This window comes from Burkholderia cenocepacia (genome assembly GCF_014211915.1).
GTDB lineage: Bacteria > Pseudomonadota > Gammaproteobacteria > Burkholderiales > Burkholderiaceae > Burkholderia > Burkholderia orbicola.
This window is the reverse complement of the sequence record NZ_CP060039.1, coordinates 2,263,838-2,289,213: the sequence shown is the minus strand read 5'-3', so window position 1 is coordinate 2,289,213 and position 25,376 is coordinate 2,263,838. Positions and strand designations below refer to the sequence as shown.

The window sequence follows — 25,376 nt, the reverse complement described above, 5'->3', positions numbered from 1 at the left end:
TCCCAAACGATAATATTGGTAACCAAACCGCCTTCCACGATTGCATAGTTCATCGAGATCACCATTCGATAACAGCAAAACCCTGAGCACCGGATCCACCAGGAGCTCCGGTCGAGGAGCTTGTAGTGGTATTCCCACCCGCATAGTTGCCCCCAGCTCCGCCTCCCCCAGCGCCATATCCGTTTGCCGATTGACCAGGAAGCATTGCAGCCCCTGTTAGACTTCCGCGCCCCCCCGGTCCTCCACCACCAAACGGACCAGACGCCCCGATACCACCACTAGCCCCGATCCCAACCGGTCCCGTGTCTTGACCGTACGGCGCCGATGGGTATCCGCTTCCACCGTTCCCGCCAGCGGTGTAGCTCGAATAGGTGGCCGCATTGCCCGGGCTACCGCCAGTCCCTCCACCAAGACTGATCAATGTGCCCGATGATGACCCTACGATCGTCGTCGCGCCACCAGCAATCCCAGAGGAATTCGTTGCGCCGCCAGTACCAGCGGCGCCAATCGTGACCGTCAACGTTTCACCTGGCACGACGGTTACTCGCCGCCGAATCTCGGGCTGTCCCGCTGCACCACCGCCGCCTCCGGACACGATATTCGGATTTCCAACCGTTGCAGTTCCTCCACCGCCGCCCCCAGCAGCACATCCGCTCACGTAAAGAGTCGTGACACCAGTAGGCACAGTGAACGTGCCGCTGGAAGTGAATCGAGATACGCCCTTTCCAGAATACAGACCGTTCATCACGAAAGTCGTCGTCGCGAGCTTCGTGCTGTTGTCTCCAGCCCCTGCGGTAGTACCGGTGGTGTTCGGCCCAAGCGTGATAGCTTCATTCGAAACAATCCACGACCCGCCCGTGACATCCCATTCATTGCCGCTTCGGTTCGTGAGTTCGACCGTGTCGTTTGCGTTCAACGTCAAAGTCGTATTCGACGAACCCATCCCAGCGCCAGGAGCATAAATAAAGGCACCACCTACAGCTTGGATGGTGTACGTGGCACCTACCGCTCCTTGCGCATAGAAGCGGATCGTAGAACCGGGCTGCGCCCCGTTACCAGGCGGCAAAGTGATCGTGCACGATGACCCACTGATCTGAATCGCTGAGCCGAATGCAGTTGCGTCGAGCGTCGTATTGGTGCTTTGTACGAGCTTGATGCCCGAGAAGCTGCCGAGCGCCCGCTGAACGAAGGCCGTCGTCGCGAGTCTCGTGCTGTTGTCAAACTGCGGCTGGGTTTTCCAGCCCGGCCCGCTCATCACACCGGACGCCAGAAGCGACATCGAACCGCCAAACATCACCCACACACCCGACGAAACCAAGGTGACCGTGTCGCCGGGATTGAGTACGAGCGTGTTCGATGTAGTCCCGTTGAAAATCGTATCCGACCCAGCCCCGACCAACGTGTACGCGGTCGACCCGATGTTCGAGAATCGAATCGCCGCGCCGTTTATCCCCGAGGAAAGCGGCGGCAAGGTCACGTTGTACGGCGAACCTCCGAAGAGCGTATATGCGTTGCCCCATGCATTTGCGTTAAGCGTCGTTGCCGCACTGAGCCCGATCTGATTCCGGAAATTACCGAGCGCACCTTGAACGAAGGCGGTCGTCGCTTGCTTGGTAGTGCTGTCGAACTGCGCGGCTGTAATGCCTGCTGCATTGAGCGCCACTACGAAGTTAGCCAATAGCGTCGCCGTGGTGCCATCGTCGACCGAGTTCTGCCCGGAATAGTTTGCCGCGAACTGCGCAAGCACGGCGGCCATGATCGAGCTCTGGCGCCACACCTTGTTGAGCTGCGCCGACAGCGCGGTACCGGACTGAAATCCCGATAGACGGGCCGACAGCGCCGCGTACGTCGCCTGGTCGATAACGTTCGGGGAACTGCCTCCGCCGAACACGAGAAAATCGTTCGTTGCCATCAATGCTCCGAGCATAAAAAAAGCCACCCGAAGGTGGCTTGAAGACAAATCCGATTGGCGGTTAGACGGGCCTGCTCCAGGCTCCGACGTCGAACCCGGACACGAGCTGATTGCTCATGTCGAATCCAAACAGGGGCGATCCGTCGACGGTCGTGACGATCGTGTAGTTAACCCGAACACCCTCGGGCTTCAGGGGGATGTATCCGCCGGAAAGCAGTGCGAGGAACGTCGCCGGCGGCACCTTTCCGGCGATGCCGATTGTCATCGACATGTCTTGGTGGTCCTCAATGAACACGTGCGTGTCCGCATCGAAGATGCTGTTCAGGATCGCAGCACTCTGCTCGAGCGTCCCGTCCCAGTGGTTCGCGCCGATCTTCGCGCGGATGACCAGTCGGTACGTGTCGTCGTCGAGCACCGTGAGCCCCGTATCTGGGTCGAACGGCCCCTTCCAAGTGCCTTGATCGAAGCCAAGGCCCGCGATATCGAACGAGAAATAGATGCCCGTCAGTGGCGTGCGAATCTTCCGCGACACGCCGACCCACAAACCGACCGTATCGAGCTGGTCACCAACGGCGACGTCCAGGTCGAACTTGCCGGGCATGCTCTCGATCAGGTTCATCTGGTCGACGAGAGACTGCACAAGCGCGCTGACTGTCGCCATGAACCGCGGCTTGTCGCTGTGCTCGGACGTGATCAGCCCGGTGTATTCGGTAAGGTCAGCCATCAGGTCACCACCAGCGTCACGTTCGCAGGCGCGCACGACGCCGCTTCGTTGAACAGCAGCGCGACATCCGGCGTGCCGGCTCCACGCGGCCCAGTGAGCGTTAGCCCAGACAGCTTGAACGTCACCCCACCGCCGACGCTGTTCGCTGCGGTCAGGGCGTCACCCCATTCGACACTACCAGATAGTCCGCCGCCGATCTGCACGCCGTTGATGTAGTCCGACACGGCCTGTTGGATCTGCTGGCCCGTCTGACTGGTGTAGCCGGTGAGCGCCTTGATCGTTACGGTAGCCGCAGTCGGAGCGGACGCCGGCCGGAAGAAATTGATCGTGATCGGCCGGCCGTAGATGTCCGCGACGACGATCGACGTCGTGCCGAACGTGCCAGCGCCCGGGGTCTTCTTCGCCGCGATGGCGTTCGCGATCGCTGTCGCGTCCCCACCCTCGACGACGAGCGAAATCGAGTGCGACGGAATACCGTTGGCGTCGGTCGCGCTCGTGTCGTTTTCGTAGGCGGCATACCGGGTGACGCCCGGAACGTTCGCGACAGCGCCGATGATGCCGTCGAGTACCGTGAGCGATGGTAGTGCAGTCGACACCGTCTGCCGCTGACGCAGCACTGCGTCGGATTCGACTGGAGCACCCTCGGCCGCATCGGCCGGGTTCGTCACCGACTGCCAGCCAAGCGCCGGCGTCGCGATCTGGTTGATCGTGCCTGCGCGCGCTGAGATGTCGCCGATCGTCGCGCATGTGGCCGTGACCGTGATCGAGCCGCTCGGCGGAATCGTCACCGTTGCCGGCAGCATCCATTGCACACCGTTCGCGTCCTTCGCCGCGCCGTTCGTGATCGTCTTGCCAGCCTGCCCGACCAGTACTAGGTCGGCGCTCGAGTACGACGCGACCTTGCGCGCGATGCCGTTGATCTTGACGTTGCTCGACAGCGCGTCGCCCTGCGCCGTCGCGGGGCTGAACGACCGGTAGATCGCGATCGCAACCGAGTTGACATCGCTGATCGCCTTCGCGAACACGCCGAGCAGTTGACCGTCTTGGCTGTCCGGTTCCAGGTATGTGTCGGCGCCGTAGATCGAGCGGTACTGATCCTGCAGGAACGCGAGCACGTCAGCGTACGTCGGCGCGGTGATGCCGTTCGCGTCGATGGTGGGTGCGAGGGTCGTGATAGTCACAATGTCGCCTGTACCGTGGTGGTGCCGTAGATGGTGTCGATCGTCGCGGTGACGGTCAGTACGCGCGTCTCGGGATCGGCCGAGCTCGAGTAGCTTGTGAGCTCGGTCACGCCCTGCGTGCCGAGGACGCACTGACGGATCGATGCGTCGTACTTGCCGCTCGTGTACTTGCCGAGCACGTCGGTAGCCCAAGGCATGCCCGCCGTCGTGTCCAGAAACCATTCGCCGCGCAGCAAGCGCAGGCGCGTCAGCACGGCCTGAGCGACCGTCTCGGGCGTGTTCACGAGGAAGTCGGCCGCGCCGCCGCCGAAGACGTAGTCGCCGTCAGCGTCGAGTTTTCGGTATCGCATGGGAGTCTCAGTTGACTGGGCCGGTGTTGCCGCCCTGCGCATCCGGGTGCGTATGCGTGTCGTCGACGCGTTTGCCGTTCGCCGTGATCTGGCCGATCACGTTGAGGATGCCGTTGAACACCGCGGCGGCACCGCTCGCCGCGCTGCCGACCATGCCACCGACGAACGTCAGCAGCCCGGTGATCGTCACGGCCGCCGAGAACGTCGACAGCGGCGCGACGACATCGAAGCCGCCCGGCGCGACGATCTTGACCTTCTGCAGCGTCGGGTTCAGGTCGATGTACGTCGCGCCGTCGTCGCTGCGCAGCTGCGTCGAACTGCCGCTGACGCCAGCGAGAGCGCGCGGCCGCGATCGAAAGCCGAGCAGCACGAATCCATCCGACAGATCGTGCATGCGCAGCTCCGCCTGCTCCTGCACGCCGCCCGACTGCCACCAGGCGTCTATGCAGCGCGAGGCGAACACGACGAGGCACTCGTCACCGCGCGCTACCGGGAACGTCAACGTACAATTTCCTCCAGCGGGGAACTGGACCGGGCAGTCGACCAGGAGCGGAAGCGCGACGCTCTGGATCGTTCCGTCGATGCCGCGCACCTGCGCCTTGATGGCCGGCTGGACGCTGCAGGTCGGCGGCCGGTCGGCCGAGCTTTCGAACGACTGGATGATGCCGGGCAAAGCTGTCCAGATGCCCGCGCGCACGCCGTCGAACGCTTCACGCAGGGCAACCTCCGGGTCGCCTACCCTTTCACGTCTATCCATGGACTCGATATGAAACTGTTTGTTGCAGCCGTGCTGGCAATGACTGCCTGCTACGTTCAAGCCGCTGACGTTGAGGATTTGATCGCGAAGAATCGAGCGTTCGCGGCCGAACAGAATGAGGTACCGAAATGGAAAATCGCTCAGGAGCAGGAAGACGCAGCTATCCGCGCGAGATCATTTGACCGCTCAACTATTGGACAGTCGGCCTACGTTTTCGCGAAAACAGTCGATGACACGATCCCTCGCTCGGCAATGAGCTCGATCCTATACAGGAACATGCCGTGTCGCCTGCCTATCACCGATGCGCCCAACATGCGGGCGGCCGAATCGTTATATGGTCGAGCTCTCGTCGCCGCATGCTGGGGAAAAGTGCTCAGCCCCGCCAATGATTCCGTTCTAATCGTCACGAAGTTCGGAAACAGTCGACAAGATTCACTGATCAACTACGCAGAGGTGAAAATTCTCGACGACGGCTCAGGAAAGTTCGTGAAACGCGCGATCACTCCGGACGAAATCAGCAAAAGAATTTCGCAGTATCAGAAGGAACTTCGTTAGCCGAACCGCTTGATCACGTCGGCGGACGGCACCGCCGCCTTGTCCCTGAACGAATCGGGTAGCACGGTGACATCGGCCGCGAGGCAGGTCACGTTCGTGTACCACTCTTCGCCGCGCGTATCGCCACTGACTTCCGCGAGCATCACGTAGTAGAAGCCGTCGTCCTGCAGCTTCGCCTGCATCTCGATCCGCTCGTTCTCGGCCTGCTGGCCAACGTTCAGGCTGTATTCGTACTGCTGGATACTCGCGTTGTCGAGACAGATTAGTCGGCCGATCTTCACGCTCGGGTTCAGCAGCATCTTCACCTCGATGCCGTTCGCGGTCTGCTGCGGCAGACCGACCATGCCGGTATCCGACGTGATCACCGGAATGTCGCCGGGCATGTACGCGGTCTCCGGCACCAGCACGACCTTACCGTCCTGGATGCTCCAGACGGTCTGAGTGGTCCGTGCGGTCCATCTCATGAAGTCCCGCGCCATGCCGAACATCACCTTGCCTCGGGGCAGTGGGTTCGACGGCAGTTCGGGCAGATAGCCCTGCTGCACGCCATACTGGTTCATCGCAGTACACGCGGCCGCCACGTGGTCGGCCGGCGTTGAACCGGCCGCGAGCGTCGTGTTGACCACGGCGAAGTTGTACGCCGAGTCGCCATCCGCTGCCGTGATGTCGAGGAACGTGTCAGTCTGGCTTTCGCGCCCGCGCCGCACCTGCTTGATCTGGCCGTCGAATATGATCCCGTAGCTGCCTTCGTAGCCGGCCTGCAGCACAACGCGCGTGAATTCCTTCTGTGCGCGCCGGGCCGTGGTCGTCGACACGTTGTACACGCGAATCCGCGCCGAGTTCGGCGTCTGCAGGTCGCCTCGCTGCACGCGGAACACAATCCGAAGCTCGGACAGGTCGAGCGCTTCGCCACTGTCAAAGCCGATGATCAGCGATACCTTCCGGCCGAACTGCTGAACGCTCATTGATCCGTCACCCAGAAAACATGCGATCCGATACCGAGATCCTCGTACGTCGGAACGTCGTCTGGATCAGCGGCGCCCTGCACCCACAGCCGCCCTTGGAACCCCAGGTGCTTGTACTGGCCGAGCAGGTCAATGCCAGTCACCAACGGCAGGCCGGACACCAGCGGGTTGTCCTGCGCGTCCGCGACGTCGAGCACCCACCCCGCGCCGCCGGCCTTGCGGTACTGGACGGTCAGGCGGAAGTCGGTCCCGCTCAACGTCACGGTGAAGCGCTCCGGGCGCGGGGAAAAGGGAATCTCGAAGAAGCTCGGCATCACATACTCCCCGGCGGTACCGCGCCGCCCGGCGCTGGCGTCGCCGGCATGGCGGCCTTCGTGCCCCCGTTGCCCGTCTCGGCCGTCGACGCGGGATCGGCTTGGTTCTCGCGCGGCGGCAGCTTCGTCACCTGCGTCGACACGATGCGGATCTGCTTGAGCGTCGCCGTCAGGATCAGCGCGCTCGACGTCTTCTCATCAACCGTGAGCCGCAGCCCCTGCAGAAGCATGCTCTGGTAGGTCCGGCGGCTGGTCGTGACGTCGACCGGCGAGCGCGCCTGCTGCAGCGCCAGCAACTGCGAGTAGATCGCGTTGACGTACTGCGCCGACGGGAGGCCGCCGCCGTCGAACGTCGCCTCTGCCGCTCCGAGCAGTGCTTCATAGTCGGCGTTGCTCCAGCCGCACCGCATCGAGAGATCCGGCTGACGCTTGAAAGCGTGATCGGTGATCTGCGCCCCTTGCTCAACCGGATGCTCGGTAATTGTGAGCTCGTCGTTGTACACCTCTTCGATCGCGACCTGCACCGTGATGCTGCCGATCTTCTTCGGCGAGATCATGATCATGTCGAGGATCATGCAATCACCCCCTGCAGGTTGCGGACCATGTCGGCATTCACCGCCCGCTGCTCGCGCTCGACCGCGCGGCCGGCCGCCGAAGGATCGCTAGCGCCAGTCACATGGATCTGCGTGGACTGGTGCAGTTCGACCTTCGCCTCGCCACCGCGCGCTGCCGGTTGTGCGACCAGCGCCGCCGGCGGCTGGTAAGTCGCGCGAGTATTTCGCAGCGCGGCCGCCATCTCAGCGGCCGTGATGCTCGCACGGTTGTTGCCCTTGCCCGCGTAGTAGCTGCGTCCGGTATCCGGGTCTGCGACGCTCGCCCACTCGCGCGACGCCGCGCGCAGAGCGCCGCGCAGGTCGTCGCTACGCCCTTCGACGTAGTCGGCGATCGCACGACGCTTGTTGCGCACGAGGTACTGCTCGAAGATCCGGTCCTGCAGCTTCCGGTCGAACATCTCGGACCCGTTCAGCTTCAACCCGCGCGCAGCCTCGGCCAATGTGCTGCCGATGATCTGGTAGCGGCCCGCCGCGTTGAACTGTCCCGCGCGCTGCGCAGCCATGACCTGCGCAAGTGTCATGCCCTCGAGGTTCTCGGTGCCGGCACGGTAACCGCCGCGCGCGCCGCGGTTCACGCTGTTGTAGTCTCCCTCTCCGCGCGCGATCAGCTTGCCGAACGCTGTGTCGGCCAGTTGACCGAGACGGCCAACGAGACCGCCGTCGCCAGGAGCTGCAACACGCTCTGTCCATGACGCCGGTGCCGAAGTAGGCCGCGTCGTAGGATTCTGCGGACCGGTGGTTTGCGACGCCGGTACCGAACGTTTTTCGCCAGGCTGCGCGGGAGTCGACTGCTGTTCAGCGCGTGGCGGTGTCAGCTTCGCGCCGCCCCCGTCCTTCACGCTGTCGATTTCCTCCTGCGTGTAGCCGCCGGTCGCTTCCAAACCACGCCGATCCTTACCGGTCAGCACGTCCCAGAGCGAGCGGTACTTCCCGCCAGACAATTGCGTGATCAAGCCGTCGACCTTGTCGCGCACCGCGTCGCCGATCTTCCAGCCTGCAAACGCAGCTCCGACGGCCGCCACTGCCGTCGCGAGGCTGCCAAGCACGGAAAGCAATCCGCCACCGGCTGCGGATGCGGCAGTCGTGGCCGTGCCGGCCGCGCGCAGTGCCGCGACCATCTTCCAGATGCCGCCAGCGATCCGAAACACGCCGAGGGCATTCAGTGCTACACCTAGCAGCAGGATTTTCGTCGACCAGCCGTTCGTACCGTGGTCGAGCTCGACGAACTTGTCCGCAAGCCATGCCAGCGGCGGCCCCATCGCCGCGGCCGCCTTCACGACCGCGTTGGCGATGTCCGTGACCCGGTTCGCGATCTCATCGCCGTGCTCATCCATCCAACGCTGGAACCGTTCGAGCTGGGGGCCGATCTTCTGCAGCATCGCGCCCTCGACGCGAATGCCAAGGTTCTCAAACGACGTGCCGAGGCCACGCAGCTGCGTCATGAAGCGATGCGAGTCGTCGGCCGCCTTGTCCAGCCCGGTCGACTTCGACATCTCGCGGTACTGCGCCAGGAGCTTCTCGAAGTCCCCGTTGCGCATAGCGAGCATCAGGTTCTCGTCGATACCGAGAATGTTGCCGTACTGGCTCGCGAGCCACGTTGGCTCGTTCGCCAGCGACTTCCCGAGGTCGGACATGATGTCGACCGTGTCGCGCAGCTCGCCGTTTGCGTTGCGCGTCTGCACGCCGAGCGTCGCGAGATAGCCCTCGCCCGCCGGGTTGTTGCGCAGGAAGCGCGCAAGGTTCTCGATCGTGCCGGTCGCCGCCTCCGCCGAGACGCCCATGTTCCGTGCGGCGAATTCGAAGCCGCGCAGGTTGGTCGCCGACGCGCCGGTCCGCTGAGACACGAAGTACAGGCGCTCGAGCTTCGACGCGAATGCCGCGACGCCGGCGCTCACGGTGAGCGCGGCGCCGGACACCGTGGCGATCAGCTGCTTGACGCCCTTTGTCGTCCCTTCGACGCCTTCCTTGAAGTTCTTCAGGCCCTTCTCGTCGACCTTGAAGCCGAGCGCGACCAGGAACTCGCGGATGACGACCGAATCAGCCATTTTCTCTTTCCATCTTGCGGCGGTACGCCGCTTCGTTGTCCGCCCGGACGGCGAGTGAATCGTTCATGAGCGCGACGTCGGCCAAGCCGAGCGTCCCGTCGAGCAGCGACTCGTACCGACACATCTGCGCATGTACGGGCGCGAGCAGCCAATCCTCACCGCCGGGCAGCGTGCGGATCCAGCCTACGTCGCCGCCGGGCTGCTCGCTTGGCTGGTAAGCAGCCCGCTGATAAAAGGGCCGAGGTTTGCCACCACCACGCGCACGACCAGCGGCAGCATCACGTCGATGCCGATGTCGTCGAACATCGACGTCTTGTGCGCGACGTTCCAGACCTTCGCCCAGCCGGTCCCCTGCCACCGCTCGACGACCGACAGGCACGTGCCGAAGACGTATTCGGCGTCCTCGTCCTTCAGGCCGGCCAGCGCGTCGGCGAATGGCTGCAGCACCGGCGCGATTGCGTCGACCAGCGACAGCAGCTCGCGCGAGCGGTCGGCCTCGGGTGCCGGCGAGCCGTCGCCTGACACTTCCGTGCCACCGGCAGCTCCCGCGAGAGCCGCGAGCGCGGCGTTCGCGCGCGCCTGCTCGCGGGCCACGTCGGCCTGCTCGAGCTCGGCATAGAACTTCATCAGCACCGGGATCATCGGCGGGATGATCGGTGCGATGCGCCGCGACACGTGGAACTGCTGCATCGCGCTCAGCTTGCCGATCACGTACCGCGTGTCGTTGAGTTGAACTTCGGTCGCCATGCTCAGTACGTCCCGAGGATGTTATCGATCTTGATCGAGTCGAAGACCCATTCGACGATGTCGCCGTCCTTCGCGTACTTCAGGTCTGGAGCCTTCTTGAACGCGCAGCTGCGCGCGGTCAGCACGTCACCGGCCGCCGTCTGCCGAACCTCGATCAGGTTCTTGCCCCACAGGCGACTGTCGAGCGACTGCGCGTCGTAGAGCGCCATCAGCTTCGCGTTGATCGGCGCGGTCTTTAGGTAGCGCAGCGTGACCTGCCCGGACTTGTCGGCATGCAGGCTATGCATGCCTTCGCCGTCCGAGCCGATCGTCATCGTGTTCTTGTCGCCCGCGCGAGCGATCGTGATGCCTTCTTCCGCAGTCGCTTCGCCGTAGCCGAGCGAGAACGCGCCGCCCGGGCCGACGATCGTCGCCGCGACGTCCTGAAAGCTGTAAGTCGTCATGTTGAGATGCCCCTGTTAGCGGTTGACGTTGACGAGGATGTCGACACTGTGGATCGCGCCGGCTTCCTTCGCTGCGACCTGGAACGTGACCGACTTGCGTGCCTCCCGGTCGGCCTGCGACTGCGTCGCGATCGGCGGTGCATAGACGTAGTAGCCCTGGGCCAGCGTGTCGCCCTGATTCAGCGCGCCGAAGCCGGCCGAATTCCAGACGCCCGCCGCGAGGTAGCCGTTGTTCACCGCCGCCTCGCAGGCCGCGGAGATCGTGGCCGCGATCGTGGCGTTGCCACCGTCCGTCTGCGGGATCTTCGTCGGGCTCTGGTACAGCAGGTTGTAGACGTCCGTCTCGATCCGGTTGCGGAACCAGATCGCGTTGTAGACGGAGTCGGCGAACAGGCCGCTCGGCGTCACGCCGTACTGGATGATCGACGTGTTGTTGCTGTAGTTGACGAAGACGTTGCAGTTCTTCGCTTGCACCGTGTTCGCTTGGGTGCTGGTCAGCTGTTCCGCGGCGACGCTCGGCTCCTGCTTGAACATGAGCGTGATCGTCGTGTTGTTGCCGTTGAAGTTCACCGTCAGCAGCCTGCCGAGCAGAGACGACACCGCATACGGCGTCGCGCTGGAGTACTGCACGATGGAGTACTTCAGATTCAGTGCCTTCAGCTTGCTCGCGATGTCGGTCGACACCGTCGAGTCGAGCACCTGCGGGTTCTGCGTCGTGATGCCGTAGATATGGCGCTGATCGGCTTCAATGAGCGATGCGACAGCAATATGCTGTGCATCCGTGATCGACGCGTCAGCGAAATCGAGACCGAGGAACTGGTTCGCGAAGCGGTCGAGAAACACCGCGGCGGCGTCCACCGGCTGCTCGGGAGCGATGCCGGCGGCCGGCGTGCCGGCTAAGCTGCTGGTGAGGCCGAGCATCGACGAGACGTCCGTGCCACTGCCCGGTACGGTCGCATACCCGACGGTCGAACTGGTACCGGACGTGCTCGACGTCACCACGAACTGCGAGCCGTTCCACGCGATCGTCGCGCCGGTCAGCTTCGCGTTGATCACCGTCGCAACGCCGTTCAGGTTCGTCTGCGCGGAGAAGTCGAGCGCGGTGACTGTCTTCGCGTTGCCGTCGATCGTGATGTTGAAGGCACCCGTCGTGATCGCCTTCCAGGCGGTCATGTCCTGCTGCGCCGTCGACAGCACTCCGCCACGCAGCGACCCAGACGTCGCAGTCTTCGCCCACCGGCCGATCATCAACTGCTGCGGCTGCGGCACCTGGTTGAAATACAGCGCGGCCGCGAAGTACTCCGGCGTGTTCGTGCCGAAGTCGGACGTCACCTCGTCGATGCCGCCGTACGAGCGCGCGCGTTCGTTGGTGTCAATGATGGCTGACGGGCCGAGAATCAGCCCGGTGTTCATGTTCGCGCCCTGCGCCGCCAGCGCGGCGAGGTTGATCGTCACGTTGATCAGACGCGATACCGGCAATCCGTTGGACATGCTGGTCCCCTACGAGTGGATGTTTGAAACGCCGGCCACTGGCGTCGACGAGTCGGTCGTCGTCGCCACGGTGGCCGATTTGAGGTTGAGGACCGCGTAGGTCCGGGTGATCTTTCGGCGCAGTGTCACGGTCATGTCGTAGCGCCGCACCCATTGCTGGTTGACCAGGTCGGGCGCCGCTCGAATCAGGCCGACGCCGACGAACGCCATGTCCTGCAGTTGGAGTTGCTCGCGGTTCTGCGGGATCGCGAGCCCGTCAGCGAGCCGCTGCGCGTATCCCTTCGCGCGCGGGCCGTAGAACGTGCACATGACGTCGATGTCCTGGTGCCGGATGTAGGTGTCGTGCCCATCTCCAGTGCCGTCGTGCTGGATCGCCGGCCCTGCGTCCGGCTCTTGTTCCTGCACGCCGAACGCACACCAGTCGACGGAGGGCTCCGGCTGCTTCGGCACGGTCTGCTGCCAGCGCGGCCGCACGAGGTCAGGCGGCAGAGCCGTGATGCCCGCGATCAGGTCGTGGACCAGATCGTCAAGGGCATCGTCCTCGGCCGGCGGCGCATCGACGGCTGGCGCCAGATAACCGCCGGTCGAGCTGTCGTTCATGGGGTCATCCTGAGAGAGGCTTCAGGTCGCACGTCGCGCAAACGAAGCCGCGGCCGAAGTGCGAGTAGTCGTTCACGTTCACGACCGTGTAGGTGCGGCCCGCCCATACGACCTCGTCGGCGTCGTGGCCGACGCTGCCGTCTATCAGCCGGAACATCGTGTGCAGCGTGATCGAGCCGATGATTCGGCTGCCGTCCGCGTTGCGGTGCAGGATGTCGCCCTTGTCGCTCGTCACGACGGCGGCGAACGACGTCGACGCAGCGGTGTTCTGCGCGCGGCCGTGGCCGTCGACCGTTTGCGTCATGCGATTGCAGATCAGGCCCGTGTCCATGAAATCCGGATCGAGCAGGACCTCGGTTACGTCGAGGAAGGCCATATCGAGCGCACCAACGAAAAAGGGCCGCGCGTGGCGGCCCTTGGAGCTGGGAAACTGGAAACTACTTCTTGCGAACCACGTACGTGATCGCGTTGCGGTACTGGCCGGTGTCGACCAGCGTGTTCTCACGCGTGACGCCGCGGCGCCGGCGCGCGGCCAGCGTCGATTCGGCCAATTCGGGAGCGATGTTGCTGTTGATCTTCGCGCGCACGCCGTTTTGCCCGGCGAGACCGGCCAGCTTCAGCCTGCGCTCGACCTGTTCGAGATCGCCGTCGAGCGCCGCTTCGACGCCCTTCTGGAGCTGCGGCTCGAAATTCGGCCGCGCATCCTGCACGCCGGGCACCAGGTGCGGGCGCGCCGGTATGTTGTTGGCCGGCGAGCCGTTTTCCATGATGTAGCCGATCTCTGCGTTGCTGAGCGGTTCGCCCTCGTCCTTCCGGCCGGCAGTGCTATCGGGCACGCCGACCAGCACTTCCTTTTGCACCAGCCCGCTGATCGACTTCAGCACCTGGTCGAGGCGGTCGATTTTCATGCTGCCCATGGGATTCTCCCGATGGGCGGCGGTAGCATTACAGCTGGATGCCGCCCGAGCCCATCATTTGCGCGAGGCTGAGATAGCGAACGCCGTACATCGTGGCGTTCCAGAAGCCGCCGTCCTTGATGGCGACAGCCGCGGTGTCGTAGCTCGCGCTCACCTTGTCGACGGCCTTCGACGACTGCGGCCCGGTGACCTGCCCGGGCACGCCGCCGACTGCGGCCGTCTTCTGGTCCTTCAACGCGAGCGCGAGGTGGTGCGCGGTGACCAGCGCGACACCCAGATCCGTCAGCTCACGCCACCGGTCAGCATTGACGAGCGACACCGCGACGGTCATCCAAAACTGGACGAGCGAGTCGGGGTACGTCGTCGTATCGTTGAACTCGGGGAACGACTGTCGGAACTGGGCGATATCCACGTGTCACCTTGCCAAAATGCGGATGCCCGGCGCGCGCCTTCACGGCGCGGCGCCGGGAGGCCATTATGCCTTCTTCCCGCCGCCGGACTTCTGCGTCGCGCCGTCGGCTGCGCCGTCCTTCGCGGCCGCCGCGGCGTCCTTCTGGGCTGCCTCGAAGGCGGCCACTCGCGCGGCGAGATCCTGCACACCGGCCGCGACTGCCGCCTCATGCGCATCGAGCGCCGCCGCGCGTTCGTCCAGACCTTTGCTGAACGCCTCGAGCTCGACACGAAGCTTTTCGAGGCGGTCCGACTCGGCCTGGAGATCGGACTTCGCCGCGGCGAGCGCTGCAGCCTGATCGGTCGCGCCGCCTTGCGGGTCACCTACATCGCCGGATTTCTCCGGCAGCGGGCCCGTGTGCGCCTTCGCGTACCAGTGCTCGGCGATGAAGTCCTCGACCTCCTGCACACCGGCTTCGACTCGGCGGACGACCTCCTCGCCCTCGTGGAGCAACCGGATCGTGAACGCCGTCAGAACATTGATCTTCGCCATGTCAGATCCCGTCCCGGTAAGCGGCCGTCGTGCCGTAGCGCCATTCGACGCGACCGATACGCGACCAGTAGGTCGTGATCTGGAACAGCGAGCGGTACTCGAGCGGCGTGCGCTGCAGGTCCGTCATCGGGAACTGGACGTACTTCTTGTCGCTGTTGTACGCGACCATCCGGTCCACGGTGCCGAGCTGACCCTGCGTGCCGCCGGCGCCCGCGCCGATCAGCCACTTCAGCTCGAGGATTTCCAGCGGCGTGCCCTGCTGCGTGCAGATGTTGTTCTCGAGCAGGTACGTCAGGATCGACTTGTTGCCGGCGTCGCTCACGATCTGCGATGCAACCCAGCCCAGTTTCGCGGGCGGCAGCATGAGGCGGTTCGGCTTCACCTTCCAGCCCGACGCTTGCCACGCCGAAGTCAGGATCTCGTTAACGTCCTTGAGAATCTCCTTCGGCGTCTTCGTTTCCCACTGCGGCGTGCCGGCCGCGCCGTTCGCGACGTTCGAAACGCTCCCGACGGCGCCGGTCGAGTTCACCAAGCCGGTGAAGCTCATCTGCGGATCGCCGTAATAGACGATCTGGTCGAGGTCCATGTTGCGCTTCATGTTCATCGCCTCGACCTTCTGCGAGTCGATGGGCATGCCGAGCGCTTGCGACTTGATCAGTTCGGGCACCGTGTACTTGACTTCGGCACCCCAGAGCAGCATCGGCTGTGCGGTCTTGCCGATATCGACCGACGGGCCCGCCAGCGCGTTGCCCTCGTTCGAGATCCAGTTCAGACCGTTCGGGTTGATACCGCCGCTCATCCCGAACGCCGAGTTCGTGAACGACGCGACTTCGTCGGCCGCCGACACGTCGCTGCGGATGTAGATGTCGCGCGACCAGGTGTACTCGACGAGCGGCTCGTTGAGCGTCTGGTCGAGGCGCTCGAGCTGGCCGTTGAGAAATACGCCGGTCGAGTCGATCGTCGCACGATCGTACGTGTACTGCTGGTCCTGCGTACGCGCGCGGATCAGCCGGCGCGTCGCGTCTGCGACGGCCGCCGACATCGGGATCGAGGCCCCGGCCCGGCGCAGGTGCTTCAGTTCGGACATGTCCATGTAATGGCTCCAGAAATGCAAAAGCCCCGCGATGGCGGGGCTTCGGGTGAAGCGCTGTTCAGCGCCGGATCAGATGTTGACGGCGATTTCCACGATGCCGTATGCGTCGGCCGGACCGGTGAAGTACCAGTTCGAGGGCATCACAACGGTGTTCGTGCCGTCGGCCGCCGCTTCGAAGCCACCGAGCGGCTTGCCGGCGGCCGCTGCCGCGACGCGCACGTACACCGTACCGTTCTTCGTGGCCGGCGCGGTGCCGCCCAGCGCGGCATTGAAATAGCCGCGCTTCAGGATGTCGGTCGGACCGCTCGTCGGCGGCGTCGACGTGCCGAGCGGATCGTTGCCGTTGCCCTGGATCGGGTACGCGCGGAGGTTCACGCCGTAGACGAGCGCCGCCGTGTCGGCCGCGTTGTTGATCGGCTGGATCTTGCCGTTCACCATCTTCACCGACACGCCGAACGCCGTCGGCGGTGCCGCCGGGTCGATCAACTGCGGCTCGATCGTGGCGACTTCGGCGCGCTGGAGGTCGCCGGCAAAGCCTGCCGGCATGCGAAATTGATAAGCTTGCAACGAGGGCATGTCGGCTCCTTACTTGCGGACCTTCCAGAATTCCGCGTGGATTGCGTTGATGTCTTTCCGCTCGGTGTGAGCGGAATCGTTCGTCCGGCGCTGCGTGACGCCGGAGTTCTTGCTGCGCACGACCTCCGACGCTGCGTTGAAGAACGCCGCGACGGAATCGCAGGTCATGCTGGCGACGTTCGCGCCGCCGACCACCGACTTGACCAGTTCGGCGTTCTCGTTATCCAGTGCGGCGCGCAGCGCGCGCCGGCGCAGCACGCACATGGCGTCGACCGTCTTCTTGCGGACCGCCTTCGCATCGAACGTCGGCAGTCGCACGCCCGGCGCGAGGATCTCGGCGCGCGAGAGCGCGTCCTGAAACTGGTCGCGCAGTGCAGTGCTGTCGCCGGTACGCGCGCCGGTCTTGTCGTCGTCGCCTTCGCCGGTACCGCCGTTGTCCGTCGTTCCGGTACCGAGCAGGTCGTCGTCATCGTCGTCCGCGTCGCCCGTCTGCGTGCCGCCGCCTTCGAGCTTCGTCACGCGATCGGCGAGCGCGTCGATCTTGCCGTTGGTGGCATGGATCGCGTCGAGCACCTGCTTCAGCGGATCGCCTTCGCCACCGCCCGCGACATCGTCGCCCGTCGCGGAGACAGCCGCCTTCGGATCGGTGCCGGTACCGGGCATGTGGATGTGAATCTGGGGTTGGCCGTCGCCGCCCTCGCCGCCTTCGTCGCCGGTCATCTCGCTCGCGACCTTCTCGAACGCTTCGGAATCGCGCGTCATGAACGCCTTGCGCAACGCGTCGACGAACTTGGAGCCTTTCTTGGTTGCCATGCTTGCATCTCCTGTCGGGAGTAGGTTGGAACTGCTATCCCCGATCGAACACACGGGGCCACAGCGGGCGCTTTTCACGAGGGCGACGTGGTTGCCCACGATCACCACCTGTCGCGCCCGCCCAGGCGCAATCTGTTCGTAGTCGGCGTCGTAGCCGTTGCTGACTTGGTCGAGCGCGTCAGGGCCGTCGCTCTGCACGCGGCGGATCGCCTCGGCATCCTTGATCAGCAGGTCAGCCAACATAAGGTCCGACTGAGCGCCCTCGCCGCGCCGCACGTTGCGCACGTCGCCGCGGGACACCGACATGTAATTCGCCGGCGTCACGAAATCCGGCGGATGGTCGATCGTGATCGGCTTGCCTTCGAAGCTGGCGAGCGTCTCGGGGCTGAACAGCACGTCGGCCGTGCGCTCGGCGACGATGACACCGTCCTTCGCCTCGATCTCGGGCAGCTCGAAATAGGCGTAGTCCTGCGCGCCGACGCGCGCGATCGGCACGGCCTCGCAGAGCAGGAAACCTTCAGGCGTGATCGACTGCCGCTCGCCGAGCTGCTCGGCCGCGTACACGCCCGACGCGGTGATACCGTCGCGGGTATGCGCGCGACCGCGCGGCGCATGCGCGCCGCACGTGCACGCGTGGTCAGTGGTGAAAATGCGCATATCAGTCTTCAATGCTGGTTCGGACGCCGCGCGCGATGACGCCGCGGACTCGCTCGTAATCGGGCTCGGTGCGCGTGACCTGGCACCAGACGGCCAGGGATCGGAGGTAAAGCGGCAACCACCATGCGGTGCGCACTCGCACGCGCAACGTCGTTCGATGTGTCGGCATGCTCAGTCCATCCAGTCAGGAATCTCGACCGTCTGACCGGCCAGTTCATGCGTGCAGTCGCCGCAGAACTGGATGCGGCCATCCGTGATGAATGAATGGCAGACGTTCCGCCGGTCGCCGGGGCCGGGCCACGATACGAGGATCGACGGCGACAACGTCGGGGCATCCACGCTGCCGTTCCAGCTCCATCGCGCCGGGTTCGGAGAATCGCAGCCATGCGGATAGACGACGTGCAGTTCGCCGCACGGACACTCGAACAGCAACGATCCGCTGCTGTCTCGTTTCATCTTCGCCATATCAGTCCTTCGGAAGCACGACTTCGGCCCAGCACCGGCAGTTGTAGATGCAGCCAGGATGGGCGCGCGCGCCCGACCGCTTGTCCGCGACTGGCGGCTTGTCCCAGGTGAAAAACTTGCCTTCCAACTCGCGATGGTCCTCGCGCACGTCCGAGTCATCCGACGTCCGCCAGAAGTAGCCGGGGCTGCCGACATCGACGGCGCGCGCCTCGGTGAGGGTCGCGGCCGTGCGACTGACCTCCGTTCGCGCGATCGTGTCGGCCCGGCTTTTCGCGACCTGCCCTGACTCCTGAATCGCCTTCGAGATCTGCGCGGCGCGCGTGCTGTCGACGATTCCTTCCAGCGTGAGCCGGTGCACGCGCTCGGCTGCGTCGAGCGGGATCGACTTGATCAGCCGCACCTGCTCGGCCAGGAGAGCGTGCATCGTCTCGCCGGTGGCCGCGCCGCGTATCTCCTCGCGCAGCGCGCGCGACATGTCGGCGGCCTGCTTCATCCACATCTGCTCGTCGCGCCGATTCAGGTCGGCGATCATGCGCGCCGCGGTCGCCTCGGCCCACGGCGCGAGCGCCTCGGCATACCTGCGCAACAGCTCCTCAATCGTCGGCGCGTATGACGCGTCATCGGCCGGAAAGCCGTTCACGAGCACGCCGACCTGGTGGGCGATCTTTCGCAACTGGCTGCCGTACTTCCGCTCGGCACCGCTCAGCCGGACCGGGTTCTTGCGCCGGTCACGCTTTCGATCGAGGGTGAGGATCATCGACGTCGGAAAAGCCTGCGAAGCAGAGAATCGTTCGTGCGCGCGGCCGCGCCCGGCGCCGGGCCGACCGGAAGCGCCGGGTCAATTCCCGGCGGGTCTTCGCCCTCTTCATCGCGCTCGGCCTGCTCGATCGCTTCGTCGGGGATGTCCCCGAACATGCCGGTGTCGGGCGACGACGCCTTCAGCTCACGCATGCCCTGGCTGCGCGGAATCAGGTCGGCGTCGACGGCCTTCGTCACCGAGTCGACCGTCTTGTTGCCGATCTCCGCCTTCTCGGCGGCCGACATCTCCTGCAGCGGGTTGAACTCGTACGAGAAGTCCTCGGGCAACGGCTGGCCGATCTCCGACCGGCACATCACGTCGAGCAGCCCGTGCAGCGGGTTGCGCAGCCGACGCTCCTGCCGCGTGTGCACCTTCTCGTGGTACAGCAAGCGCGACCCTTCGCCGGTGTCGCTCAGGCCGGCCGGCTGCTGGCCAAACAGGCGATCGAGCGGAATGCCCGTCGCGCCGCTGAGCTGCATCGCAAACTGGAGCAAGACGTCGGACAGCCCGCTGAACGCGTACTGGTGCGTCTCGAACTTGTCGGTCGCGTCGATGAGGGTGATACCCTCGTTCGACTGCCCGAGCCGGATCATCTCGACCTGCTTCAGCAGGCCGTTGAGCGCCGGGCCGCCGGCCGCGATGATCTCGCGCAGCTTCTCGACGCTCAGCGTGCGCAGATGCGCCTTGTAGACAAGCTGGCCGGCGCCGACCGTCGCGCTGTCGAAGGCGATGAGCCGGTCCCACATCGGCTCGAGGATTGACAGACCCCAACCGTTCTCGCTGATGCGCTGGTAGAACGGCAGCGCTTCGCCATCCATTCGCAGCACGCGCGAGTGGTGAATGCGCCCCTGAGGCAAGCCGATCGCCGTCGGCAGCACGTCGTAGAACTTCGGCATGCCGAGATCGGGACCGAACTCGGTCACGACCTCGCCGACCGGCGGCGCAACCATCCAGCGGTCGAGCACGAGCAGGCCCTTGAACTGGCCTTTCCCGATGGTCTCGCGCCGAAGCTGCTGCGACATGTCCTGCCCGTCGATCAGCATCACTGCGATCGCGCCACCGTACAGCTGCGCCCACTTGCCGGTGTCGCAGAGCTGGTCCCAGATCGCCTTGCGCGTGAGCGCCGTCTCCATCTTCGACACGTCGGTCGGATCGAGCCCAGACATCTCGATGCCCTTGCGGGTCATGTCCTCCGGGATCGCGTCCACCGCGGCGCGCACGATCCACGATCCGCGGTACGCGGCTTCCAGCCAGACGCGGTTGCGGCTCTGGTACGACAGCGTGTACTGCGCCGCCGACGCCTGGTTGTCGGCGCCCCATCCGAGCCGCGCTTCGAAGTTTGCGAACGAGTCGACCGTGCGATGGGCGTGCGTCGCCGCCGGCGCGCGCGGCGGCCGGGTCTGTTGCTTCCGTTTCGACATTCCGGGAAATCCTGTCGTGCTCAACCGGCAAGCCGCTCCCAGACCGACAGGTCCTTCGCGCCTCCCAGCATGTCGTTGATTGCGTCGACCATCGGATCGATCTGGTCGTCGTGCATGTGCGTGTCGTCAGCTGTGAACGAGTCGCACTCGGTCAAGAAGTCGCTGACCCACGGGGCATCCAGCGGGATGCCGACGTTGCCGGCATCGATATGGCTGACGACATCCATGACGCGCGTCAGCTTGTCCTTCACGCGCTCGATACCCTCGATCGGGATGCCGCCGGCCGCCTGAATGTCCTGAATCAGCCCGGTACCGCTGGACTTGTCCTCTACCTTCATCTGGCGCAGCACCGGCGCGCCCGGGTCGCCGGCGCCGATCGCGTTGTGCTTGTTCCAGAAGTCGAGCGCACGCTGCTTCAGCTCCGGCGCCTTCCACTTTCCGCGGACCAGGTCGATCAGGTACAGGCGGTTGTCGTACCCAAGCCCCCAGCACTCGAACACGCTGTAGTCGTTCCGCTCGGCGGTCTTCTGCGCCGTGTCGGCGAAGATTTTCCGGTACTGCAGCTGCGGCAGCGCGCCGTAGCGCAGGAACTTGCCGCTCTGGATGATGCCGCCGCCCAGCGGCGACGGCCGCTGCATGTACTGGCCGTTGAACACGTACGCGTCGGCCTTCTCGGACGCGAGCAGTTCGTGCAGCGGTTCCTTGTACGGCCAGTAGCTGTACCGACCGTCCGCGTCTCGCTCGTCGCACTCGACGCGGTCGCGAATGTGCGCCGGCAGCTTCGCGACGTACTCGTCCGTGATCAGCGCCGGGATCTCGATGAATTCCCAGTCGCCCGGCAGCTTCCCGGCCTTGATGAAGCCCGTCGGGTCTTCCTCGGCGAGCCGCTGCATGATCACGATGATCGGCGTGTCCGGGCTAGCCTTTCGGCTCTTCACGGTCGACTGCAGCTTGCGGTTGGCTTTGTCCCGGTTCGTCTTGCTGTACGCATCTTCGACCTTCAGCGGGTCGTCGATGATGATCGCGCCCTGCCAGCCCTCGGCCATGTGCCCGGCCCGGAAGCCCGTGATTTGGCCGCCGAGAGACACCGCGTACACGCCGCCTGCCTTCTTCCCGTCGACGAGCACGTTCCAGCGCTTCTTCGACTTCGCGTCGTCAGCCACCTTCAGCGGCCAGAGCGCCTGGTACTCGTCGGATGCGACGATGTCGCGCGCCGTCTCGCTGTTCAACAGCGCGAGATCGTCCGAGTAGCTGATGTGCAGGAACCGCGCGCGCGGGTTCAGCGCGAGGCCGCGAGCGATCAGGTTGATCCCGACCAGCTCGGTCTTCGACGAGCCCGGCGGCACGTTGATGACGACGTTCTTCAGCGTGCCATCGATCACGCGCTGCACCGTGTCGGCGATCAGCACATGGTGCCAATTGACGCGGAACTTGATCGCCTGGCGATGCTTGAAAAAGTACCGGCTGAAAAACAGGTGATCCCGCTCGCACTTCGCCTTCAGGACGGCCCGCTCGATGGCGGGGTCAATACTCGTCTTCGAGCTTGGCGACAGCGGCTGCGACCTGGCTTTCATCGACGACGACCGTCCTGTTCTCGATCGGGCCGCCGTTCTCCCCAGTGTGTTCGAGGCGGCGCCGGTTCGTGTAGGCGTCGCCGGATTCCTTCGCAGCCTGTTCGAGCAGCTGCGCCATCAGCGGCAGGTTGTTGCGTCGCTCCGCTTCCGCGACGGCACGGTCGAGCGCGCGCAGGCGCACGGCGCGGTGCGACACGCCGATGCGCGACGTATCGTTGAGGAACTCCTCGCGCGTGCGCTCGAATATCTCGCGGTATTTCTTGCTGAGCGTCGATCCCGCGCGCTTCGTCGGGTCGTAGCGCTCGCACTGCTGCGGCGACACCTCGACGCCGAACTCATCCCGCACGGCCTTCGCGGTGCGCGAGATCGTGTCGAAGCACGCCAGCGCCTGCACGATAAACACCTTGATCGCGTCGGGAAGTGCTGCCATAGCGGGAAAACGTTCGGGTTATGCGGCCCGCAGGATGCAGGTGCCGCAGGCGCGGGCGATGTCGACATGGCCGACCTCGGGCGCCCGCCGTGCGGCGTCGACCAGCTTCGCTGTATCGCCCGCGCCGCCGGCCACGCCGTATCGCCGGACGATGCCGACGAACTCCTCGACGTCGTGCCCGCGGATGCCGAGCTTCGGCATGCCGTCCTTCGTGAAAGCCGGCGCGCCGAACTCGTCGGTGCGCTGGCCGATGTGATACAGCTCGTGCTCGACGAGCGCGCACCACTGCAGGTCGTTGCACTCGCGCGCGTAGTGCGCGTCGAGCGTGATCAGGAAGGCCGGCACGCGGCCGAACCATTCGAGGTACTGCTGTTCCTGCCTGGCGCGCTGCCAGCCGCCGGCGCGGATCGTCACCTCTTCGCACTGGCCGACGACGCGCCGCATCTGGCGCACGTTCTCGACGGCCGCCCAGAGGTAGGCGACGTCAGCGTCGATCAGGTGCTCGTGATCAGGGTTGTGCAGCGGCGCGCCGGCGCGGATGAGCGTCTCGTTCACCCACTCGGCGACGCCGTCGGCCGGCACGATGTGCCGGATCCAATTCGAGTCGTCGAATAGGAGGTCTGGAGGGACAGGGCGCGCGCTCATCGATGATGGAGCGGCTTCAACAAGATGAGTGCGGCGTGTCATACCTTAGAATCGAGAGGCGGAATGGCCGCGTCACAATTAAAGGAAACGTTATGAGCAGATCAGGCTTGATGTCAGACCCCGATCCGATCCCGTCGGGTACGCCGAGCCCATACGAGGTGATGGTGTCGCCCGGCCATGTGGCACTTCAAAATTTGATCAACGAAATCAAAGCATTTGAGTCCACTCTCACATCCACCGAAGCCGTCGGCGCTATGCTCGCCTCGTTTGGAAAAAGCATCACGCTTCAAATCACAGAGATTGCTGCGGCCGGCCAGTTCATTCGATTTACTGGCGTAACCGATGAAGGGATACCCGCGACTCTGGTCCAGCATTACTCCCAAGCCTCGCTACTCTTGACGAAGCTGACCAAGCCCCTGGCTCCGCCGAATCCCATCGGTTTCGTTCACAACTGACAGAGGCCGTACAACATAAGACCGATGTGCGCCCGCTCAGCGGGCTCAACATGTCTGGCGCCAGCAGGGCGGCGGAAACCCGTCTGCACCTTTCGGCGCGCTGGCTGATCACCTCGCTGCGTCTTTCCCGCCGGCGCAGCTAAGGCCGGGTCGAGTATAGCGCGCCACGCCACAACGAAAAAGCCCGCTGGCTTGTCGGCTCAGCGGGCTTTGGTCGCAACTCTGCAATCTGGCGAAAATCTACACCCCATCCGCCACATTTGCAAGGGGAATTTTCGCCGTACCCCTTACGCCTCAACGGCCTCCGCGATCGTTACGTTGTTTCGCTCGAAGAGCGGTGTCAGCCGCTTCACGGCCTGGTGTTCCAGCTCGACGAGTCGCTTCCGGATGATCTGCGCGTTGCGCTCCAGCGTCCGGACCGTGACGTGCGTCTCCTCGGAAATCTCCCGGTACGACAATCCGTCCTGGCGCAGCCGCGTTTGCGAATGGCCCGCGATCAGCGCCATGATCGCCTTGCCGTTCGTCACGGTGAGCGACGGCCGCAGGTACGTCCGCATCTCGACGAGCGCCCGCTTCCACTCGGCCGACGGCGGGATTCCAGGGTCCGCCGCGCGTGTGGCGCTCGCCGGCCGCGCCGGCATGCCGCAGGCATAGCGGAGCCACACCGCATTGCGTTCCGGCTTCAGCAGGTGATCGCGCACCGCGCCGACGACCATCGCGCACTGGGCCCGGATTTCGTCGCCGCTCAGCCCGTCGAAGTTGATCGTGCCCGACGAGGTACCGTACAGGTAGTCGAGGAATTCAGCCTGGCGCGTGCTGAGACGGCCGACCGATTCGAGGATCTGGATCAGCGCCAGGCGGAACTGCTGCTTCTGGCGTGGCGGCAGCGACGTCACCAGGAAACTGACGTGCAGCGCCTGCTGCGTGTTCTCGAAGATGGCGATCACCGGCCACCCCGCGTCATCATCGCCAGCGCCTGGCGCGTGTTGAGCTCGGCCATGTAGCCCGACAGGTTGCTCGTGAAGTCCGGCCGGACGCGCGTGTCGACGTGCGTGCCCGGCGAGCGGCTCGTGCCCGCGAGCGAGTACATCCGGCCGCGGCTCTCCGAATGGCAGTCGAGACGCGCGAGCGCGACGTCGAGCGACAGCAGCTGGCGCACCGACGAAACGGGATGCTTCAAGCGGCGTGCGAGGTCGTGCGCCGAGTACCGGACGCCGGGCTTCATGGCCCCGATCAGCCCGTTGATGGTGAGTTTGCTTTTTGCTTTCAAGGCCCCGCTCCTTATGCTGACTTCAAATTCAACTCGATCGCCTCGATGCGCACACCCGGCGTGCGCGCGTAGCGCTTCGACACCCAGAGGTCGACGACCTGGCCATCGTCGACGTACACCACCCCGTTCATGCCGTCCTTCAACGCCTTGACAACGTTGTCGGCGTCCGGCTTCTTCGTCGCGCCGATGGCGCCGGCGGCCGCTTCGCCCTGGCGCTTGTTCGACCAACTCGCCGGGATCGGCAGACCGATGTGCACGATCAGGCGGATGGGGCCGGCGTAGGGCGAGGCGCTGCGCATCGCCGCGCGTGCGGCCATCTTCACGAGGTTTTCATACCGTTCGGTCTTCTCGGGCGTGTAGGTCGTGACGTGCGCGCCGCGGCGCGCGAACTTCGGGCGCCCCTTCGCGACCGGCGTGCCGGGAACGACGAACTCGACGCGCTGCGCGATCGGCGACGCCGCGATGAGCGATTGCTGGGTCACTTCAGGCCCCTCCCGTATTGCTCGGCAGGCTCCCAATACGCCGACTTCCAATGCGCGTATGCCTCTTGTGGCGTGCTTCCCAAACCCGTTGCACCGTTCGAGCGACAAACCCACTCGAAACCGATGTACGAGCGAAAG

At 64.8% G+C, this 25,376-nt stretch carries 32 protein-coding genes; 2 read left to right on the top strand and 30 right to left on the bottom strand.

What is annotated here, in order from left to right:
* Positions 1 to 58: 58 nt before the first annotated feature.
* The 5 genes from SY91_RS35005 to SY91_RS10940 all read right to left on the bottom strand — a co-directional run bounded on the left by SY91_RS35005 (position 59) and on the right by SY91_RS10940 (position 4,924).
* Entirely contained in the window at positions 59 to 1,912 is a 1,854-nt protein-coding gene (locus tag SY91_RS35005) for a hypothetical protein (RefSeq protein ID WP_023474697.1), read from the bottom strand.
* 61 nt (positions 1,913 to 1,973) lie between these two features.
* The gene (locus SY91_RS10955; RefSeq protein WP_023474698.1) at positions 1,974 to 2,636 is read right to left on the bottom strand and encodes a DUF2612 domain-containing protein; all 663 of its coding nucleotides are present in this window, start codon (positions 2,634 to 2,636) and stop codon (positions 1,974 to 1,976) included.
* Complete coding sequence (locus SY91_RS10950) at positions 2,636 to 3,817, bottom strand: baseplate J/gp47 family protein (RefSeq protein ID WP_023474699.1); 1,182 nt, start codon at positions 3,815 to 3,817, stop codon at positions 2,636 to 2,638. Before SY91_RS10950 ends, SY91_RS10955 begins: the two co-directional genes overlap by 1 nt.
* Positions 3,814 to 4,167 carry a hypothetical protein gene (locus tag SY91_RS10945; RefSeq protein ID WP_023474700.1) on the bottom strand — a complete coding sequence of 118 codons (354 nt, stop codon included), beginning with the start codon at positions 4,165 to 4,167 and terminating at the stop codon, positions 3,814 to 3,816. Before SY91_RS10945 ends, SY91_RS10950 begins: the two co-directional genes overlap by 4 nt.
* 7 nt (positions 4,168 to 4,174) lie before the next feature.
* Positions 4,175 to 4,924, bottom strand: a complete 750-nt coding sequence (locus tag SY91_RS10940) for a Gp138 family membrane-puncturing spike protein (RefSeq protein WP_023474701.1) — start codon at positions 4,922 to 4,924, stop codon at positions 4,175 to 4,177.
* 9 nt (positions 4,925 to 4,933) lie between these two features.
* Here SY91_RS10940 and SY91_RS10935 point away from each other — a divergent pair, with 9 nt between their 5' ends.
* A complete protein-coding gene (locus SY91_RS10935; protein WP_043886439.1) occupies positions 4,934 to 5,479 on the top strand; it encodes a hypothetical protein in 546 nt (181 codons plus the stop codon).
* Here the strand turns inward: SY91_RS10935 and SY91_RS10930 are convergent.
* The 22 genes from SY91_RS10930 to SY91_RS10830 all read right to left on the bottom strand — a co-directional run bounded on the left by SY91_RS10930 (position 5,476) and on the right by SY91_RS10830 (position 23,073).
* Complete coding sequence (locus tag SY91_RS10930; RefSeq protein WP_023474702.1) at positions 5,476 to 6,444, bottom strand: phage protein; 969 nt, start codon at positions 6,442 to 6,444, stop codon at positions 5,476 to 5,478. The genes SY91_RS10935 and SY91_RS10930 overlap by 4 nt on opposite strands.
* Entirely contained in the window at positions 6,441 to 6,758 is a 318-nt protein-coding gene (locus SY91_RS10925; protein WP_023474703.1) for a phage baseplate plug protein, read from the bottom strand. The genes SY91_RS10930 and SY91_RS10925 overlap by 4 nt, the downstream gene beginning before the upstream one ends.
* Entirely contained in the window at positions 6,758 to 7,333 is a 576-nt protein-coding gene (locus SY91_RS10920; RefSeq protein ID WP_023474704.1) for a phage baseplate protein, read from the bottom strand. Before SY91_RS10920 ends, SY91_RS10925 begins: the two co-directional genes overlap by 1 nt.
* The gene (locus SY91_RS10915; RefSeq protein ID WP_023474705.1) at positions 7,330 to 9,417 is read right to left on the bottom strand and encodes a flagellar protein FlgJ; all 2,088 of its coding nucleotides are present in this window, start codon (positions 9,415 to 9,417) and stop codon (positions 7,330 to 7,332) included. Before SY91_RS10915 ends, SY91_RS10920 begins: the two co-directional genes overlap by 4 nt.
* Positions 9,410 to 9,541 carry a DUF6889 family protein gene (locus tag SY91_RS35575; RefSeq protein ID WP_009927600.1) on the bottom strand — a complete coding sequence of 44 codons (132 nt, stop codon included), beginning with the start codon at positions 9,539 to 9,541 and terminating at the stop codon, positions 9,410 to 9,412. The genes SY91_RS10915 and SY91_RS35575 overlap by 8 nt, the downstream gene beginning before the upstream one ends.
* Positions 9,542 to 9,600: 59 nt before the next feature.
* Positions 9,601 to 10,164, bottom strand: a complete 564-nt coding sequence (locus SY91_RS10910) for a phage tail assembly chaperone (RefSeq protein WP_023474706.1) — start codon at positions 10,162 to 10,164, stop codon at positions 9,601 to 9,603.
* Between the two features lie 2 nt (positions 10,165 to 10,166).
* Positions 10,167 to 10,607, bottom strand: coding sequence for a phage structural protein (locus SY91_RS10905; protein WP_023474707.1), 441 nt, complete (start codon positions 10,605 to 10,607; stop codon positions 10,167 to 10,169).
* Between the two features lie 15 nt (positions 10,608 to 10,622).
* Positions 10,623 to 12,098 (bottom strand): DUF3383 domain-containing protein, encoded by a 1,476-nt coding sequence (locus tag SY91_RS10900; RefSeq protein ID WP_023474708.1) that lies wholly within the window; start codon positions 12,096 to 12,098, stop codon positions 10,623 to 10,625.
* A gap of 9 nt (positions 12,099 to 12,107) precedes the next feature.
* Positions 12,108 to 12,698 (bottom strand): LIC_12616 family protein, encoded by a 591-nt coding sequence (locus SY91_RS10895; protein WP_023474709.1) that lies wholly within the window; start codon positions 12,696 to 12,698, stop codon positions 12,108 to 12,110.
* Positions 12,699 to 12,702: 4 nt separating this feature from the next.
* Positions 12,703 to 13,074: a hypothetical protein gene (locus SY91_RS10890; RefSeq protein ID WP_023474710.1), complete on the bottom strand. Its 372-nt coding sequence runs from the start codon at positions 13,072 to 13,074 to the stop codon at positions 12,703 to 12,705.
* A 61-nt stretch (positions 13,075 to 13,135) separates the two neighbouring features.
* Positions 13,136 to 13,615 carry a hypothetical protein gene (locus SY91_RS10885; RefSeq protein WP_023474711.1) on the bottom strand — a complete coding sequence of 160 codons (480 nt, stop codon included), beginning with the start codon at positions 13,613 to 13,615 and terminating at the stop codon, positions 13,136 to 13,138.
* A gap of 28 nt (positions 13,616 to 13,643) precedes the next feature.
* Complete coding sequence (locus tag SY91_RS10880; RefSeq protein WP_009927900.1) at positions 13,644 to 14,027, bottom strand: DUF4054 domain-containing protein; 384 nt, start codon at positions 14,025 to 14,027, stop codon at positions 13,644 to 13,646.
* Between the two features lie 63 nt (positions 14,028 to 14,090).
* Entirely contained in the window at positions 14,091 to 14,558 is a 468-nt protein-coding gene (locus SY91_RS10875; RefSeq protein WP_023474712.1) for a hypothetical protein, read from the bottom strand.
* A 1-nt stretch (position 14,559) separates the two neighbouring features.
* A complete protein-coding gene (locus SY91_RS10870) occupies positions 14,560 to 15,651 on the bottom strand; it encodes a DUF2184 domain-containing protein (RefSeq protein WP_023474713.1) in 1,092 nt (363 codons plus the stop codon).
* 69 nt (positions 15,652 to 15,720) lie between these two features.
* Positions 15,721 to 16,227 (bottom strand): hypothetical protein, encoded by a 507-nt coding sequence (locus tag SY91_RS10865; RefSeq protein WP_023474714.1) that lies wholly within the window; start codon positions 16,225 to 16,227, stop codon positions 15,721 to 15,723.
* Between the two features lie 9 nt (positions 16,228 to 16,236).
* Positions 16,237 to 17,697, bottom strand: a complete 1,461-nt coding sequence (locus SY91_RS10860) for a DUF2213 domain-containing protein (RefSeq protein ID WP_023474715.1) — start codon at positions 17,695 to 17,697, stop codon at positions 16,237 to 16,239.
* Between the two features lie 171 nt (positions 17,698 to 17,868).
* The gene (locus SY91_RS10855; protein ID WP_260632407.1) at positions 17,869 to 18,153 is read right to left on the bottom strand and encodes a DUF6527 family protein; all 285 of its coding nucleotides are present in this window, start codon (positions 18,151 to 18,153) and stop codon (positions 17,869 to 17,871) included.
* Positions 18,154 to 18,163: 10 nt separating this feature from the next.
* Positions 18,164 to 18,919, bottom strand: a complete 756-nt coding sequence (locus SY91_RS10850) for a phage head morphogenesis protein (RefSeq protein ID WP_023474717.1) — start codon at positions 18,917 to 18,919, stop codon at positions 18,164 to 18,166.
* Positions 18,916 to 20,382, bottom strand: a complete 1,467-nt coding sequence (locus SY91_RS10845) for a DUF1073 domain-containing protein (protein ID WP_023474718.1) — start codon at positions 20,380 to 20,382, stop codon at positions 18,916 to 18,918. Before SY91_RS10845 ends, SY91_RS10850 begins: the two co-directional genes overlap by 4 nt.
* A gap of 20 nt (positions 20,383 to 20,402) precedes the next feature.
* Positions 20,403 to 21,956: a phage terminase large subunit gene (terL, locus tag SY91_RS10840; RefSeq protein ID WP_023474719.1), complete on the bottom strand. Its 1,554-nt coding sequence runs from the start codon at positions 21,954 to 21,956 to the stop codon at positions 20,403 to 20,405.
* The gene (locus tag SY91_RS10835; protein ID WP_023474720.1) at positions 21,907 to 22,386 is read right to left on the bottom strand and encodes a DUF2280 domain-containing protein; all 480 of its coding nucleotides are present in this window, start codon (positions 22,384 to 22,386) and stop codon (positions 21,907 to 21,909) included. The genes terL and SY91_RS10835 overlap by 50 nt, the downstream gene beginning before the upstream one ends.
* A gap of 18 nt (positions 22,387 to 22,404) precedes the next feature.
* Positions 22,405 to 23,073 carry a putative metallopeptidase gene (locus tag SY91_RS10830; RefSeq protein ID WP_043886446.1) on the bottom strand — a complete coding sequence of 223 codons (669 nt, stop codon included), beginning with the start codon at positions 23,071 to 23,073 and terminating at the stop codon, positions 22,405 to 22,407.
* Positions 23,074 to 23,123: 50 nt separating this feature from the next.
* Here SY91_RS10830 and SY91_RS10825 point away from each other — a divergent pair, with 50 nt between their 5' ends.
* Entirely contained in the window at positions 23,124 to 23,486 is a 363-nt protein-coding gene (locus tag SY91_RS10825) for a DUF6173 family protein (protein WP_043886448.1), read from the top strand.
* Positions 23,487 to 23,773: 287 nt separating this feature from the next.
* Here SY91_RS10825 and SY91_RS10820 read toward each other — a convergent pair whose 3' ends face one another.
* The 3 genes from SY91_RS10820 to SY91_RS10810 are packed head-to-tail and all read right to left on the bottom strand — an operon-like array spanning position 23,774 to position 25,238.
* A complete protein-coding gene (locus SY91_RS10820; RefSeq protein ID WP_023474722.1) occupies positions 23,774 to 24,433 on the bottom strand; it encodes a hypothetical protein in 660 nt (219 codons plus the stop codon).
* Positions 24,430 to 24,756 (bottom strand): hypothetical protein, encoded by a 327-nt coding sequence (locus SY91_RS10815; protein ID WP_023474723.1) that lies wholly within the window; start codon positions 24,754 to 24,756, stop codon positions 24,430 to 24,432. The genes SY91_RS10820 and SY91_RS10815 overlap by 4 nt, the downstream gene beginning before the upstream one ends.
* Before the next feature lie 11 nt (positions 24,757 to 24,767).
* Positions 24,768 to 25,238, bottom strand: coding sequence for a RusA family crossover junction endodeoxyribonuclease (locus SY91_RS10810; protein ID WP_023474724.1), 471 nt, complete (start codon positions 25,236 to 25,238; stop codon positions 24,768 to 24,770).
* Positions 25,239 to 25,376: the final 138 nt, after the last annotated feature.

Coding starts and splice junctions, on each gene's coding strand:
- SY91_RS35005 (WP_023474697.1), bottom strand. CDS start 1,912: ATGGCAACGAACGATTTTCTCGTGTTCGGCGGAGGCAGTTCCCCGAAC.
- SY91_RS10955 (WP_023474698.1), bottom strand. CDS start 2,636: ATGGCTGACCTTACCGAATACACCGGGCTGATCACGTCCGAGCACAGC.
- SY91_RS10945 (WP_023474700.1), bottom strand. CDS start 4,167: ATGCGATACCGAAAACTCGACGCTGACGGCGACTACGTCTTCGGCGGC.
- SY91_RS10940 (WP_023474701.1), bottom strand. CDS start 4,924: ATGGATAGACGTGAAAGGGTAGGCGACCCGGAGGTTGCCCTGCGTGAA.
- SY91_RS10935 (WP_043886439.1), top strand. CDS start 4,934: ATGAAACTGTTTGTTGCAGCCGTGCTGGCAATGACTGCCTGCTACGTT.
- SY91_RS10930 (WP_023474702.1), bottom strand. CDS start 6,444: ATGAGCGTTCAGCAGTTCGGCCGGAAGGTATCGCTGATCATCGGCTTT.
- SY91_RS10925 (WP_023474703.1), bottom strand. CDS start 6,758: ATGCCGAGCTTCTTCGAGATTCCCTTTTCCCCGCGCCCGGAGCGCTTC.
- SY91_RS10920 (WP_023474704.1), bottom strand. CDS start 7,333: ATGATCCTCGACATGATCATGATCTCGCCGAAGAAGATCGGCAGCATC.
- SY91_RS10915 (WP_023474705.1), bottom strand. CDS start 9,417: ATGGCTGATTCGGTCGTCATCCGCGAGTTCCTGGTCGCGCTCGGCTTC.
- SY91_RS35575 (WP_009927600.1), bottom strand. CDS start 9,541: ATGTGTCGGTACGAGTCGCTGCTCGACGGGACGCTCGGCTTGGCCGAC.
- SY91_RS10910 (WP_023474706.1), bottom strand. CDS start 10,164: ATGGCGACCGAAGTTCAACTCAACGACACGCGGTACGTGATCGGCAAG.
- SY91_RS10905 (WP_023474707.1), bottom strand. CDS start 10,607: ATGACGACTTACAGCTTTCAGGACGTCGCGGCGACGATCGTCGGCCCG.
- SY91_RS10900 (WP_023474708.1), bottom strand. CDS start 12,098: ATGTCCAACGGATTGCCGGTATCGCGTCTGATCAACGTGACGATCAAC.
- SY91_RS10895 (WP_023474709.1), bottom strand. CDS start 12,698: ATGAACGACAGCTCGACCGGCGGTTATCTGGCGCCAGCCGTCGATGCG.
- SY91_RS10890 (WP_023474710.1), bottom strand. CDS start 13,074: ATGGCCTTCCTCGACGTAACCGAGGTCCTGCTCGATCCGGATTTCATG.
- SY91_RS10885 (WP_023474711.1), bottom strand. CDS start 13,615: ATGGGCAGCATGAAAATCGACCGCCTCGACCAGGTGCTGAAGTCGATC.
- SY91_RS10875 (WP_023474712.1), bottom strand. CDS start 14,558: ATGGCGAAGATCAATGTTCTGACGGCGTTCACGATCCGGTTGCTCCAC.
- SY91_RS10870 (WP_023474713.1), bottom strand. CDS start 15,651: ATGGACATGTCCGAACTGAAGCACCTGCGCCGGGCCGGGGCCTCGATC.
- SY91_RS10865 (WP_023474714.1), bottom strand. CDS start 16,227: ATGCCCTCGTTGCAAGCTTATCAATTTCGCATGCCGGCAGGCTTTGCC.
- SY91_RS10860 (WP_023474715.1), bottom strand. CDS start 17,697: ATGCGCATTTTCACCACTGACCACGCGTGCACGTGCGGCGCGCATGCG.
- SY91_RS10855 (WP_260632407.1), bottom strand. CDS start 18,153: ATGAAACGAGACAGCAGCGGATCGTTGCTGTTCGAGTGTCCGTGCGGC.
- SY91_RS10850 (WP_023474717.1), bottom strand. CDS start 18,919: ATGATCCTCACCCTCGATCGAAAGCGTGACCGGCGCAAGAACCCGGTC.
- SY91_RS10845 (WP_023474718.1), bottom strand. CDS start 20,382: ATGTCGAAACGGAAGCAACAGACCCGGCCGCCGCGCGCGCCGGCGGCG.
- terL (WP_023474719.1), bottom strand. CDS start 21,956: ATGAAAGCCAGGTCGCAGCCGCTGTCGCCAAGCTCGAAGACGAGTATT.
- SY91_RS10835 (WP_023474720.1), bottom strand. CDS start 22,386: ATGGCAGCACTTCCCGACGCGATCAAGGTGTTTATCGTGCAGGCGCTG.
- SY91_RS10830 (WP_043886446.1), bottom strand. CDS start 23,073: ATGACACGCCGCACTCATCTTGTTGAAGCCGCTCCATCATCGATGAGC.
- SY91_RS10825 (WP_043886448.1), top strand. CDS start 23,124: ATGAGCAGATCAGGCTTGATGTCAGACCCCGATCCGATCCCGTCGGGT.